The organism is Pannonibacter indicus (genome assembly GCF_001418225.1).
GTDB classification, from domain to species: Bacteria; Pseudomonadota; Alphaproteobacteria; order Rhizobiales; family Stappiaceae; genus Pannonibacter; species Pannonibacter indicus.
In genome coordinates this window covers 180,451-192,926 of record NZ_LIPT01000005.1, presented here as the reverse complement: position 1 = coordinate 192,926, position 12,476 = coordinate 180,451, and the positions used below count along the sequence as shown (strand labels likewise).

Below are 12,476 nucleotides of genomic sequence, written 5' to 3'. Positions count from 1 at the left end.
GTCACACACTCTTTTGTTGCCAGACGGGGTGTGTCTCGATCTATATGACCGCATGACACTGTGGATCTTTTTTGCCGTTCTGACCGCCCTGGCTGCGCTGACCATTCTCGTGCCCCTGCGGCGCGGGCCCGCCACGTTTTCCAAATACGGCGAAGCGTCTGCGGGCGAAGCTGTCTATAAGGCGCAGCTCGACGAGCTGGAGAAGGATCTTGCCCGGGGCGTCATTGACGAGACCGCGGCCAAGGCGGCGCGCACCGAAATTGCCCGGCGTCTTCTGGCTCTGCGCAAGGGCGCAACGGAAGAGGCCGGCGGGCCGCTGGCTGGGTCCGGCAGCGGCGGGGCCCGGCACACGGCAGTCTTGATGCTGGCGCTGGTTGCGGTGCCTCTGGCCACTGTCGCTGTTTACCTGGCCATCGGTTCTCCAGCTTACCCGGACCAGCCGCTGCAGGCGCGGCTTGATGTGCCGGCTGAGACGTTGCCGGTGAGCCAATTGATTGCCCGCGTCGAGCAGCACCTCGCCCAGAACCCGGCCGATGGACGCGGCTGGGAAGTTCTTGCACCCGTCTATCTGTCGATGGGGCGCCCTGAAGAATCTGCAAGAGCCTACAGCAACGCCATCCGCCTGAACGGCAGCCGAGAGGATCTGGAATCGGGATTGGGTGAAGCGCTGACCGTTGCCGCCCGCGGTGTGGTGACAGCGGATGCCAAGATGGCTTTCGAGCGGGCGGCCGCTCTATCGCCTGATGCTGTGAAGCCCCGGTTTTTTCTGGCCTTGGCATTGGGGCAGGACGGCAAACGGGACGAAGCCATCAGGGCATGGAAGCAACTGCTGGCAAGTGCTGATGGCAATGAGCCCTGGGTGCCTGTCGCCCGGCAGGAGCTGGCAGTTGTCGAGGGGCGCGTCCCGTCTGCTGCATTGCCAGACCCGGCGGCAGAAGACATAGAGGCCGCCAGCGAAATGGCTGCAGAAGATCGTCTGTCCATGATCCAGAGCATGGTGGACGGCCTTCAGCAGAGGTTAGATGCGGGTGGTGGCTCGATTGATGAATGGGAACGGCTCGTGCGCTCCCAAATCGTTCTCGGGGCGCGTGGCGCAGCGAGGGACAGCCTCCGCAAGGCACGCGAGGCGATGGCGCAGGATCAGGACGCACTGGCCCGCCTGAAAGGCCTGGAAAAGGAACTCGGGCTCGGATCCTGAGGACCTGAAATAGCTGGAACCGTGAGGGAGCGGAGCGGGGAATGACCAGAAAACAGCGCCGCCTTACGCTGATCGGAGGAGCCGGAGCCGTGCTTGCCGCTGCTGCCGGCCTGATCCTTTATGCGCTGAGCGACCAGATTGTCTTCTTCCAGACACCGACCGATGTGGTCACGAAGCAGATTGCGCCGGGCCAGCGAATCCGTCTGGGCGGGCTTGTTGAAAACGGCTCGGTCGAGCGGCGTGCCAACGCGGAAGTTCTGTTCCGTGTGACTGACACTGCGAACACCGTGCAGGTGACCTATAAGGGCATATTGCCCGACCTGTTCCGCGAAGGGCAGGGCGTCGTGACAGAGGGCATGATCGGACCCGACGGGGTGTTCAAGGCTGACAACGTGCTGGCCAAGCACGATGAGAATTATGTACCGAAAGAAGTCGCCGATGCCCTGAAGGAACAGGGCGTCTGGAAGGGCGGTGAGGATCACCAAAGCAATTGATGCCGTCCGTGCCGGGGAGCCGGACTGGCGTGAGGGAGAACGGGACGCATGATCGTTGAGGCCGGCCATTTCGCCCTTGTACTGGCGCTTGTCATGTCGCTGGTGCAGTCGGTGGTGCCCGTGTGGGGCGCCAAGACCGGCGATCTGCGCCTGATGTCCGTTGCGGCGCCTGCCGCCAATCTGATCTTTGTGCTGGTCGCGATTTCCTTTGCATCGCTGACCTGGGCCTATCTGAGTTCCGATTTTTCCGTCCTGAATGTCTGGGAGAACTCCCATTCGGCCAAGCCGCTGATCTTCAAGATCTCCGGCGTCTGGGGCAATCACGAAGGCTCCATGCTGTTGTGGGTGCTTATTCTGGTGCTCTTTGGGGCCTTGGTGGGCCTGTTCAGCAGCAACGTGCCCGCGCCGCTGCGTGCAACCGTTCTTGCCGTCCAGTCGTGGGTGGCATCGGCCTTCCTTCTGTTCATTCTCGTCACGTCGAACCCGTTTCAGCGGATTGCCGAGGCGCCTTTCGAGGGCAATGACCTCAACCCGATTCTGCAGGACATTGGCCTCGCGATCCATCCGCCGTTGCTCTATCTGGGTTATGTCGGCTTCTCGATCACTTTCGCCTTTGCGGTCGCTGCGCTGATTCTCGGGCGGATTGATGCGGCCTGGGCGCGCTGGGTGCGGCCCTGGACGCTGCTGGCGTGGCTTTTCCTGACGCTCGGCATCTCCATGGGCTCCTACTGGGCCTATTATGAGCTCGGCTGGGGCGGCTGGTGGTTCTGGGACCCGGTGGAGAATGCCTCCTTCATGCCCTGGCTGGCTGGCACAGCACTGCTGCATTCGGCCATCGTCATGGAAAAGCGTGAGGCACTGAAGGTCTGGACGGTTCTGCTCGCCATCTTCACCTTTTCCCTGTCGCTGCTTGGAACATTCCTCGTCCGCTCGGGCGTTCTGACCAGCGTGCATGCCTTTGCAGTCGATCCGGCACGCGGTGTGTTCATTCTGGGGATTCTTTGCGTCTTCATTGGCGGCTCGCTGGCGCTCTACGCCTGGCGTGCGCCGATGCTGAAGCAGGGGGGGATCTTCTCGCCGATCAGCCGTGAAGGTTCGCTGGTCCTGAACAATCTGTTCCTGACGGCGGCCTGCGCGGCGGTGTTTGTGGGCACGCTCTATCCGCTGGCGCTCGAGACGCTGACTGGGGGGAAAATTTCCGTAGGGGCACCGTTCTTCAACCTGACTTTCGGCCCATTGATGATTCCGCTGCTGATTGCGGTTCCTTTTGGTCCTCTGCTGGCCTGGAAGCGCGGCGATCTGCTGGCAGCCTGTGAAAGGCTCTATGCAGTGTTTGGCCTGACACTTTTGGCTACGCTCTTTGTCTTCTGGCTTTGGGGCATGGACCGTGTTCTGGCGCCGCTGGGTGTTGGCCTCGCAGTCTGGGTGATGGCGGGCTCGATTGCGGAAGTCATCTCCCGCAGCAGGCTTCTCGAAGTCGGCCTTGCGCGTGGTCTGCCGCGCCTGTTTGGTCTGCCGCGTTCGGCCTGGGGAACGGTGCTGGGGCACTTTGGCCTTGGCATGACCGTTCTGGGCATCGTGGTGGCTTCTGCTTTCCAGATAGAGGTGGTGCGCAACGCCAAGCCGGGCGACACGTTTGACGTATCCGGCTATCAGTTCACGTTTGACGGTGTCGCGCCCCAGCAGGGGCCGAACTTCACGGCGCAGGTGGGGCATTTTACCGTGCGCTCGGGCGGAAGCGAAGTCGCAAAGCTGGATCCCTCGAAGCGGGTCTATACGGCGCGGGGCATGCCGACGACCGAGGCGGCGATTGCCACTTTCGGTTTCTCGCAGCTCTACATCTCTCTGGGCGAAAGCCACGCGGACGGCAGTGTGGACCTGCGCGCCTATCACAAGCCGCTGATCACCCTGATCTGGCTTGGCACGCTGGTGATGTCGCTGGGTGGAGCCGTATCCCTGACTGACCGGCGCCTGCGGGTCGGTGCGCCCAAGCCGGCCAAGGCGAAGGCAGGCAAGCCGCAAACCGTGGCAGCGGAGTAGGCCGGATGAGACGTTTTCTTGCAAGCCTGCTCATGGTCTTTTCGCTGTGCGGAACTGCCCTCGCCATTGGACCGGACGAAATCCTGCCAGATCCTGCGCTGGAAGCGCGCGCGCGGGAGCTCTCTGCACAGCTGCGCTGCATGGTTTGCCAGAACCAGTCGATCGATGACAGCGATGCGCCGCTCGCCAAGGATCTGCGTGTGCTTGTGCGTGAACGCCTTGTCGCGGGCGACAGCAATGAGGCTGTCATCGACTATCTCGTCTCCCGCTATGGTGAATTTGTGCTGCTGAAGCCGCGGATCGGCTGGAACACGATCTTTTTGTGGGCCTCTGCGCCCCTGGCTCTCTTCGCTGGCGGTATCGCGGTTCTGGTGGCGTCCCGGCGTCAGAAGCGAAGGGCAGCCATAGCCGAAGCAGAGCCTCTGACAGCTGCCGAAGAGGCAGAGCTGGCGGCGATCCTCAAGGAGGAACCAGAGGCAGACGTATCCGGGCAGGGCAGGTAATACCACGCCTCCCGATGCGGGCTCCTCACGCCGCCGCAGCTGCCATGACAGACAGGCGGACCTTGATGAAGCGCATGGTGCGCTGTGCTTCTGCTTCCGAGAGGATCCGGTATTCTCCTGCCCAATGATCCACCTGAGTGGAGGGGCAGCGCATGTGGCGGCAGCGGGCCTTGCAAAGCGCGCCAAAGGCGGTGTCGCTTACTCCGACTGATTTGCACAGGACGGCGATGGCCTCAACATCTGGGCGCACCATGATATTGCGGACAAACCTTTCGTCGATCTGGGCGGACTGGCCGAGCAGGAAAGCGAGCTCGTAGAGTTCGTTGGACAGACTGTACTCGATGACAGCCTGGTCCAGCTGCTTGTGACCGTCGCGCAGATCCTTCAGGGTTGCCTTTGAATTCAGGCGCGATTTGCGCCGCTCCAGCTTTCCCTCGTCAACAAGAGCGCTCGCCTCCTTGAACAGGTTGCGGGCCATCCGCTCGTTGTTTTCAAAGATGTAGCGCAGCTTGGCCTGACGGTCGGCGGGCAGCATGGACAAAAGCCTGTCGAAGTTCGGCTTTGACAGATCATGCCGTTCGGTCAGAGCCTCGCGCAGCTCCCGGTCACTCTCGGCGAGTTTCACCAGAAGCCGCCCACCCCAATCCGAAAGCTTTGCGCCCGTATTGGCCGCAACCGAGTGCTGGACAGGCTTTTCGCCCCGTTCCAGCAAGACATCGGTGATCCGTGGCTTGAGGCTTTCGCGCTGCGCAATGGCGAGCAGATGCTCCTGTCCCTTGGTCCGGGCCAATGTGAACAGGTCGTCGTCTGTCAGCACCTCAGAGTGCTGCAGAACTGGAGCTGCCACATCTGCCTTGTCATTTGCCAGCTTGAGGATGAGCGGCCTGGGGGTTTCCGCAACGTGGGCTACCTTGCCGGAGAATTCCCTGCGGTCTTCGATCTCAACGAGATCCAGGAGATTTGTGAGGATGTCATTGAAAAGCGATAGCTCGTCATTCGAATATCGGTCTGCGCCTTCAAAGAAAAGACTGGCGATATGCCCCATCAGTTCGCGGCGTTTCTCGCTACAGCTCTCCTTAGCCAGATCTACAAGCGACCTCAGCATTCTTTCCTCTGTCCGGTGTTCTGCATTCAGATTGGATATTGCAGAAAACAGATTTACGAAGAGATAAGTTGAATGCTGAAAGTTTGATGTTTCCTATTGTATTTTGCTAATTGTTACTTGTAACAGTGTCTGATTTTTCATGCGTGAAAATACATTACGAAGGTTTAATCCGCCGGTCAGGCGCCTGTAATGCGGCGCTCTCCATATTCATTTGCAACAAGGCGCGGTGCCCCGCCTGCGCCGGAAAGACAGTCAGACGATGAGGAGTGATTTCATGTACGAGCAGCAGAATTCTGAGCAGTCCGGCAAGCCGTCCGCCGGGTTCTTCGCCCGCCGCAAGGCAAGCCTGCTGGCTGGTGCCATGGCTCTTGGCCTTGCCGGAGCTCTGACCGTTCAGGGTCTCGTTCCTTCCAATTATGCTTTTGCCGCCCCCGTCGAGGTGAGCCAGCCCGCACCGCTGAATTTCTCCCACGTCGTATCCGCCGTGCAGCCGGCCGTGGTCAGCGTCAAGGTGAAGCAGGCCGCCCAGCCGCGCATGATGAATTTCCGTGGCGGCGAAGACTTCTTTGGCCTGCCAGGGATGGATGAGCTGCCGGACGGTCATCCGCTCAAGCGCTTCTTCGAGCGCCGTGGCCAGGGAGGACAGGGCGGGGGGCAGCAGAATTCCCGTCCTTATGAAATGTCCCAGGGCTCCGGCTTCTTTATCTCGGATGACGGCTATGTGGTGACCAACAACCACGTGGTCGACAAGGGCACGGAGTTCACCGTGACCGACAACGAAGGTCATGACTACAAGGCCAAGCTGATCGGGACGGACCCGCGCACGGACCTTGCTGTCTTGAAGGTGGAATCGGACAAGAAATTCACCTACGTGGCTTTCGCAGAGGACGCCCCTTCCGTCGGTGAGTGGGTCGTGGCCATTGGCAACCCCTTCGGCCTTGGCGGAACCGTGACTGCCGGTATTGTCTCGGCGCGTGGCCGTGACATTGGCGCCGGCCCCTATGACGACTTCATCCAGATCGATGCCCCGGTCAACCGCGGCAACTCGGGTGGCCCGGCCTTCAACATGAAGGGTGAGGTGATCGGCATCAACGCCGCCATCTACTCGCCGTCCGGCGGCAACGTTGGCATTGCCTTCGCCATCCCTGCTTCGACGGCGCGTGATGTTGTTGCCTCGCTGCAGAAGGATGGCGCGGTAACGCGCGGCTGGCTGGGTGTCCAGATCCAGCCGGTAACGGATGACATTGCAGCCAGCCTCGGCCTCGCCGATGCTCAGGGAGCAATCGTCTCCGATCCGCAGAACGGCAGCCCTGCCGCCAAGGCCGGGATCGAGGCCGGCGACACGATCCTCAAGGTCGATGGCGTGGATGTGAAGGGTCCGCGGGAGCTGTCCCGCATGATTGCGGCCTATGCGCCGGGAACGAAGGTGAACCTGACGGTCTGGCGCAATGGCAAGGAAAAGAATGTCTCCGTCACGCTCGGCAAACTGACCGACAGCCAGCAGATGGCGTCCGCCGGTGATGAGGGTGCGGGCAAGACCGAGCTTGAAGATCTCGGAATTGATCTGGCATCCGCTTCCCAGGCCGGACTTGATGTCGAGGGCGTGGTGGTCCTGAACGTGGACCCGGCTGGGCCTGCCGCAGACAAGGGCCTTGCCCGTGGTGATGTGATTGCCGAAGTTGCCGGTCAGAAGGTCTCAACCCCGGCGGACGTTCAGGCGGCGCTGGCCAAGGCCGAAAAGGATGGCCGCAAGGCCGTGCTGATGCGGGTCTTCCGCGATGACAGCGCCCGTTTCGTCGCCTTGCCGCTCAACGTCGGTTAAGCCGCATGGATTGGGGTGGGGCAACCGGCGGCCTCCGGTGATCCCCCGCCTCATGCCTGGCCTTTCGGGTCTCCGCGGCCCCCGATCCCACCCCGCAGAGGTCAGGCCAAGTGTCCGCAGCACCCGCAAGAGGGTTGCTGCGGACACTTCTTTCCGGTTCTTTCCGGGCAAAAGCTCAGGTAAAAGATTGGCATGTTGAAAATTCTCATCATCGAAGACGACAAGCAAGCCGCCGCCTATGTTGCCAAAGGGCTGCGCGAGGTCGGCCACTCTGCAGATCTTGCCGCCGATGGCGAGGAGGGGCTGCAGATGGCGCAGGACAGCCGCTATGACGTGCTGATCGTCGACCGCATGCTGCCGCGCCTGGATGGTCTTGCGATCATTCAGTCCCTGCGCAAGAGCGGCGACCACACGCCCGTGCTGATCCTCTCGGCGCTCGGCCAGGTCGATGACCGGGTGACGGGCCTCAGGGCAGGGGGCGATGACTATCTGCCCAAGCCCTTCGCCTTCACCGAATTGCTGGCCCGTGTCGAGGCGCTGGGGCGCCGGCCCAAGGCCGGTGGTGACAGCGAGACGACCTACCGGGTTGCGGATCTTGAGCTGGACCGCCTTGCCCACCGCTGCACCCGCAGCGGCAAGGACATTCCGCTGCAGCCGCGCGAGTTCCGCCTGCTTGAGTATCTGATGCAGCACGCCGGTCAGGTGGTGACGCGTACCATGCTGCTGGAGAATGTCTGGGAATATCACTTCGACCCCCAGACCAATGTGATTGACGTGCATGTGTCCCGGCTGCGGTCCAAGATCGACAAGGATTTTGACGTGCCGCTGCTTCACACTGTCCGTGGTGCGGGATACACGATCCGTGACAGCGCTGGCTAGGCTCATCCGCACGACGGCTTTCAAGCTGTCGCTGCTCTATCTGGCTGTGTTCACCGCGCTGTCCGGGTTTCTGCTTTTCTCCATTTCCAGCAACACCAACACGCTGATCACCGGTCAGGTGGTGCAGACCGTTGATGCGGAAATCGAAGGCCTTGCCGACCAGTTCGCACGCGGCGGCGTCCGGGCGCTGGTTACTGCCATTGACGCCCGGGCGCGCCGTCCTGACGCCAGCATCTATCTTCTCATCGATTTTGCAGGCAATGCGCTTGCCGGGAACATCTCCCGTCTTCCTACGACCGTGCTGGAGGAGGCGGACGGCGGCGTGCGCCGGGTGACCTATTTCCGCCGCGAGGCTGATGGCGAGGTCAACCGGGAAAGCGAGCGGCAGGCCGTTGTCCGGACCTTCGAAATCCCCGGCGGCTTCCGTCTGCTGGTCGGGCGTGATCTTGGGGAGCAGCAGCGCTTCAAGGAAGTGCTGGCCGGGGCCATGCGGGTATGGCTTCTGGTGGTTCTGGCCATGGCGGGCGTGTCCTGGCTCTTCGTCTCGCGCTATGTGCTGCGCCGCATCGACGCGATGGCTGCGACCAGCAACCAGATCATGGAAGGCAATTTGTCCCGCCGCCTGCCCGTCGCCGGAAACGGCGATGAATTCGACCGTCTGGCCCTCAGCCTCAACGGCATGCTGGAGCGGATCGAGCAGTTGATGCAGGGCCTGCGCGATGTGACCGATAACATTGCCCATGATCTCAAGACGCCGCTCACCCGCATGCGCACCCGTATCGAGGCAGCGCTGCGCGATGGCGGAACCGGGGCGGACTACCGGCAGGCCATGGAAGAAACGCTTGAGGACTGCGATGGCCTTCTGCGGATCTTCGATGCCTTGCTGCGGATTGCCCGTGTTGAAGCCATGTCGCCGGAAGCCGGGCATGAACAGGTCGATCTGAAGCAGGTCGCGCTAGAAGTGGCGGATCTTTATCAGCCCGTCGTCGAGGATGACGGCGGAAGCCTCACCGTCGTGGGGGAGGGTGAATTCCGGGCTCTGGCCAACCGCGAGCTTGTCGCCCAGGCGCTTGTCAACCTCATTGAGAATGCTCTGAAATACGGCCATCCCGAGGATGGACAGCCGCTCGCGATCACCTTAAAGCTCGAACAGGGGCATGACCGGATCGCCATAAGTGTCGCTGACAACGGGCGGGGCATTGAAGAAAAGGATCGCGGGCGTGTTCTGGACCGCTTTGTCCGGCTGGAGGAGAGCCGGACCGAGCCGGGATACGGGCTGGGCCTGAGCCTTGTGAAGGCGATTGCCCGGCTGCATGGCGGATCCCTTGCACTGGGGGATGCCGGGCCGGGGCTGGTTGCGAGGATTGATCTTCCGGCAGCTCAAGTGGACATGCCGGGAGGCGCAAGACGTGACGACAGAAGCAGAGAAGCGGGAAGCCGGAGCTGAAAAGGGGCCGCTGCGCCATCGCATCAAGGTCGTTCCGCGGCCACAGTCTCCCGAAAGGGCTGATAGCGTTCTCTCCGATCTGCTGATCCGGGCGGCGGAGGATGCAAGCACCTCGGATCTTGCGGCATGGCTCGGCCAGGACCCTCAGCTTCGCGCGTTTCTCGCCGGTGTCTTTGCCAATGCCCCTTATCTGCGGGAACTTGCCATGGTGCGCCCGCAGCGTTTGCAGCGGGTGCTTGGGGAGGATCTGGAAGGCCTGATCTCCGGCACGATCCATGCTGCCCGGGAGGCGCGGCCTGCTGATGAGGCCGGGCTGATGCGCGAGCTGCGCCAGCTCAAGCAGGATCTGGCCCTTGCCGTTGCCCTTGCCGACATTGGCGGGGCGATTGACCTTGATGATGTGACGCGCGCGCTGGCCGAACTGGCCGATGCCAGCCTCACCGCCGCCATCCGCCTGTGCCTGCGGGAGCTGGCCGCGCGCGGCAAGTTCTCGCCGCAGGACTTGGACGAGCCGGAAAAGGGCTCCGGCCTCATCGTTCTTGCCATGGGCAAGCACGGTGCTTTCGAGCTGAACTACTCCAGCGATATCGACCTCATCGTCTTCTATGATCCGGAGATCGCTCCGCTGTCCGCCAATGCCGAGGCTCCGGTGGAGTTCGTGCGCCTGACCAAGCGGCTGGTGAAGATCATGCAGGAGCGCACGGCGGACGGCTATGTCTTCCGCACCGATCTGCGGCTCCGGCCGGATCCCGGCGCAACGCCAGTGGCCATCTCTGTGCCCGCCGCTCTCGCCTATTACGAAGCGCTGGGGCAGAACTGGGAGCGTGCGGCACTGATCAAGGCGCGGCCTTGCGCCGGTGACATTCCGGCAGGCGAAGCCTTCCTGCACGAGATCGTGCCCTTCATCTGGCGCAAGTATCTGGACTTTGCCGCCATTGCGGACGTGCATTCCATCAAGCGCCAGATCCACATGCACAAGGGGCACGGCAAGATCGCCGTTGCCGGGCACAATGTGAAGCTGGGCCGGGGCGGCATCCGCGAGGTTGAATTCTTCGTCCAGACCCAGCAGCTGATCGCAGGCGGGCGCAATCCCGAACTGCGCGGGCGCCGCACGCTCGACATGCTCGACCGGCTTGTCACCTTCAACTGGATCAAGCCGGACACCCGCGACGACCTGAAAGAGGCCTACCGCTTCCTGCGCAAGGTCGAGCATCGCATCCAGATGCTCAATGACGAGCAGACCCACCTGCTGCCGCAGCTGGGCGAAGGCTTGCAGCGCGTGGCTTTCCTCGCCGGTTTCGAGGACCTGCCGTCTTTCGAGGCCGAACTGCTGAAGCAGTTGCAGACCGTGCAGAAGCATTATGCCGGTCTGTTCGAGGATGAGCCGGAGCTGGCGTCGGATCTGGGCAATCTTGTCTTCACCGGCGACGACGATGACCCGGACACGCTGGAAACCCTCTCCCGTCTTGGCTACCGCCAGCCTTCGGATGCGGCGAAGATCATCAAGGCCTGGCATTTCGGCCGCTATCCGGCCATGCGCTCGACCAAGGCGCGCGAGCGGCTGACCGAGCTGCACCCGGCGCTGATTTCGGCACTGGCCCGCACCGACAATGCGGACGCGGCATTGCGCGCCTTCGACGCGTTTCTGGCCCGTCTGCCGGCAGGTGTGCAGCTTTTCTCCCTGCTGCGCTCCAATCCCCAGCTTCTGCATCTGATGGCAACGGTCATGGGTTCCGCCCCGCGTCTGGCCGAAACGGTGGCGCGCCGGGTGCATGTGCTGGACGCCGTGCTGGACCCGGCTTTCTTCGGTGCCATGCCGAGCCGCGAAGAGTTCCGCGCTGGTCTTGATCAGACACTTGCTCTTGCCCGCTACTATGAAGAGGCGCTCGACAGGGCGCGCATCTTCGCGCAGGAGCAGCAGTTCCTGATCGGCCTGCGGCTGCTGTCGGACACCCTGTCAGCCGATCAGGTCGGCCATGCTCTGACCCGGCTTGCCGAAGTGGTGCTGGACCGCATTCTGGCGCGGGTGGTGGAACATGTGGCTGCGTCCCATGGGTATGTGCCGGGCGGGGAGTTCGCGCTTCTGTCCATGGGCAAGCTAGGCGGCGAGGAGATGACAGCCAGCTCCGATCTGGATCTCATCCTGCTCTATGATGTGCCGGAAGATGCCTCCGGCTCTGATGGTGCGAGGCCGCTGCCGGTCAGCCAGTACTACATCCGCCTGACCCAGCGGCTTGTGACGGCCCTGTCCGCACCGACGGCGGAAGGCAGCCTGTATGAGGTGGATTTCCGCCTGCGGCCCTCCGGCAATGCCGGTCCGCTGGCCACCAGCATCGCCGCTTTTGAAACCTATCAGCGCAATGAGGCCTGGACCTGGGAGCATATGGCCCTGACCCGGGCACGTGTGCTAACCAGCTCGTCGGAAGCCTTCTCCGCCAAGGTCTCCGCCTTCCTGCAGGAAATCCTCTGCAGGCCGCGTGAGGCGCAGAAGATTGCCGCTGACGTGGCATCCATGCGCGGGCGTATCGAGAAGGAGAAGGGCACCAAGGATATCTGGGACCTCAAGCAGGTGGCAGGCGGACTCGTCGATATCGAGTTCGTTGCCCAGTATCTGCAGCTGGTGCATGGCCACGCCCATCCTGAAGTTCTGGCTCAGAACACGGAGATTGCCCTTGGCCGGGCGCTGGAACTCGGGCTCCTCAATGCAGATGACGCGGGCGGACTCTTGCAGGCGTTGCGGCTCTATCACCGCCTGACCCAGATCCTGCGCATGACGCTGACGGGCAAATTCCAGCCGGTCGAGGCGCCGGGCGGCGTGCTCGCGCTGCTGCTCAACGCAGCGGCAGCACCCGATCTCGCCCGTCTTGAGGTGGAACTGGCCGAGACACAGGCCAACGTCCGCAGAATCTTCGAAAGGTTGGTCGGCCCGGTCAATCCGGACTGACATGCTCTCTTTCTTGAACGAAGAAGAAAAAAATCCCGGGATGT

At 62.4% G+C, this 12,476-nt stretch carries 9 protein-coding genes; 8 read left to right on the top strand and 1 reads right to left on the bottom strand.

Annotated features, from left to right (window positions below):
- The first annotated feature begins 52 nt into the window (after positions 1 to 52).
- The 4 genes from ccmI to ASC48_RS10290 are packed head-to-tail and all read left to right on the top strand — an operon-like array spanning position 53 to position 4,235.
- On the top strand, positions 53 to 1,198 hold the full coding sequence (gene ccmI / locus ASC48_RS10305; protein ID WP_055455667.1) for a c-type cytochrome biogenesis protein CcmI: 1,146 nt from the start codon (positions 53 to 55) through the stop codon (positions 1,196 to 1,198).
- Between the two features lie 41 nt (positions 1,199 to 1,239).
- Positions 1,240 to 1,692 (top strand): cytochrome c maturation protein CcmE, encoded by a 453-nt coding sequence (ccmE, locus tag ASC48_RS10300; protein ID WP_055455666.1) that lies wholly within the window; start codon positions 1,240 to 1,242, stop codon positions 1,690 to 1,692.
- A 48-nt stretch (positions 1,693 to 1,740) separates the two neighbouring features.
- The gene (locus tag ASC48_RS10295; protein WP_055455665.1) at positions 1,741 to 3,732 is read left to right on the top strand and encodes a heme lyase CcmF/NrfE family subunit; all 1,992 of its coding nucleotides are present in this window, start codon (positions 1,741 to 1,743) and stop codon (positions 3,730 to 3,732) included.
- Between the two features lie 5 nt (positions 3,733 to 3,737).
- The gene (locus ASC48_RS10290) at positions 3,738 to 4,235 is read left to right on the top strand and encodes a cytochrome c-type biogenesis protein (protein WP_055455664.1); all 498 of its coding nucleotides are present in this window, start codon (positions 3,738 to 3,740) and stop codon (positions 4,233 to 4,235) included.
- A gap of 25 nt (positions 4,236 to 4,260) precedes the next feature.
- Here the strand turns inward: ASC48_RS10290 and ASC48_RS10285 are convergent, their stop codons facing one another.
- Positions 4,261 to 5,340, bottom strand: a complete 1,080-nt coding sequence (locus tag ASC48_RS10285) for a DUF2336 domain-containing protein (protein ID WP_072242582.1) — start codon at positions 5,338 to 5,340, stop codon at positions 4,261 to 4,263.
- Positions 5,341 to 5,614: 274 nt separating this feature from the next.
- On the opposite strand from ASC48_RS10285, the gene ASC48_RS10280 reads away from it, so the two are divergent.
- The 4 genes from ASC48_RS10280 to ASC48_RS10265 all read left to right on the top strand — a co-directional run bounded on the left by ASC48_RS10280 (position 5,615) and on the right by ASC48_RS10265 (position 12,432).
- Complete coding sequence (locus ASC48_RS10280) at positions 5,615 to 7,162, top strand: Do family serine endopeptidase (RefSeq protein WP_055455662.1); 1,548 nt, start codon at positions 5,615 to 5,617, stop codon at positions 7,160 to 7,162.
- A gap of 192 nt (positions 7,163 to 7,354) precedes the next feature.
- On the top strand, positions 7,355 to 8,041 hold the full coding sequence (locus ASC48_RS10275) for a winged helix-turn-helix domain-containing protein (protein WP_019962717.1): 687 nt from the start codon (positions 7,355 to 7,357) through the stop codon (positions 8,039 to 8,041).
- The gene (locus tag ASC48_RS10270; RefSeq protein ID WP_055455661.1) at positions 8,025 to 9,488 is read left to right on the top strand and encodes a sensor histidine kinase; all 1,464 of its coding nucleotides are present in this window, start codon (positions 8,025 to 8,027) and stop codon (positions 9,486 to 9,488) included. The genes ASC48_RS10275 and ASC48_RS10270 overlap by 17 nt, the downstream gene beginning before the upstream one ends.
- Positions 9,451 to 12,432 (top strand): bifunctional [glutamine synthetase] adenylyltransferase/[glutamine synthetase]-adenylyl-L-tyrosine phosphorylase, encoded by a 2,982-nt coding sequence (locus ASC48_RS10265; protein WP_055455660.1) that lies wholly within the window; start codon positions 9,451 to 9,453, stop codon positions 12,430 to 12,432. Before ASC48_RS10270 ends, ASC48_RS10265 begins: the two co-directional genes overlap by 38 nt.
- Positions 12,433 to 12,476: the final 44 nt, after the last annotated feature.

Bases quoted from the DNA above. Each gene is read 5' to 3' on its own strand.
- ASC48_RS10275 (WP_019962717.1), top strand. From the start codon at position 7,355: ATGTTGAAAATTCTCATCATCGAAGACGACAAGCAAGCCGCCGCCTAT.
- ASC48_RS10290 (WP_055455664.1), top strand. From the start codon at position 3,738: ATGAGACGTTTTCTTGCAAGCCTGCTCATGGTCTTTTCGCTGTGCGGA.
- ccmE (WP_055455666.1), top strand. From the start codon at position 1,240: ATGACCAGAAAACAGCGCCGCCTTACGCTGATCGGAGGAGCCGGAGCC.
- ASC48_RS10285 (WP_072242582.1), bottom strand. From the start codon at position 5,340: ATGCTGAGGTCGCTTGTAGATCTGGCTAAGGAGAGCTGTAGCGAGAAA.
- ASC48_RS10295 (WP_055455665.1), top strand. From the start codon at position 1,741: ATGATCGTTGAGGCCGGCCATTTCGCCCTTGTACTGGCGCTTGTCATG.
- ccmI (WP_055455667.1), top strand. From the start codon at position 53: ATGACACTGTGGATCTTTTTTGCCGTTCTGACCGCCCTGGCTGCGCTG.
- ASC48_RS10280 (WP_055455662.1), top strand. From the start codon at position 5,615: ATGTACGAGCAGCAGAATTCTGAGCAGTCCGGCAAGCCGTCCGCCGGG.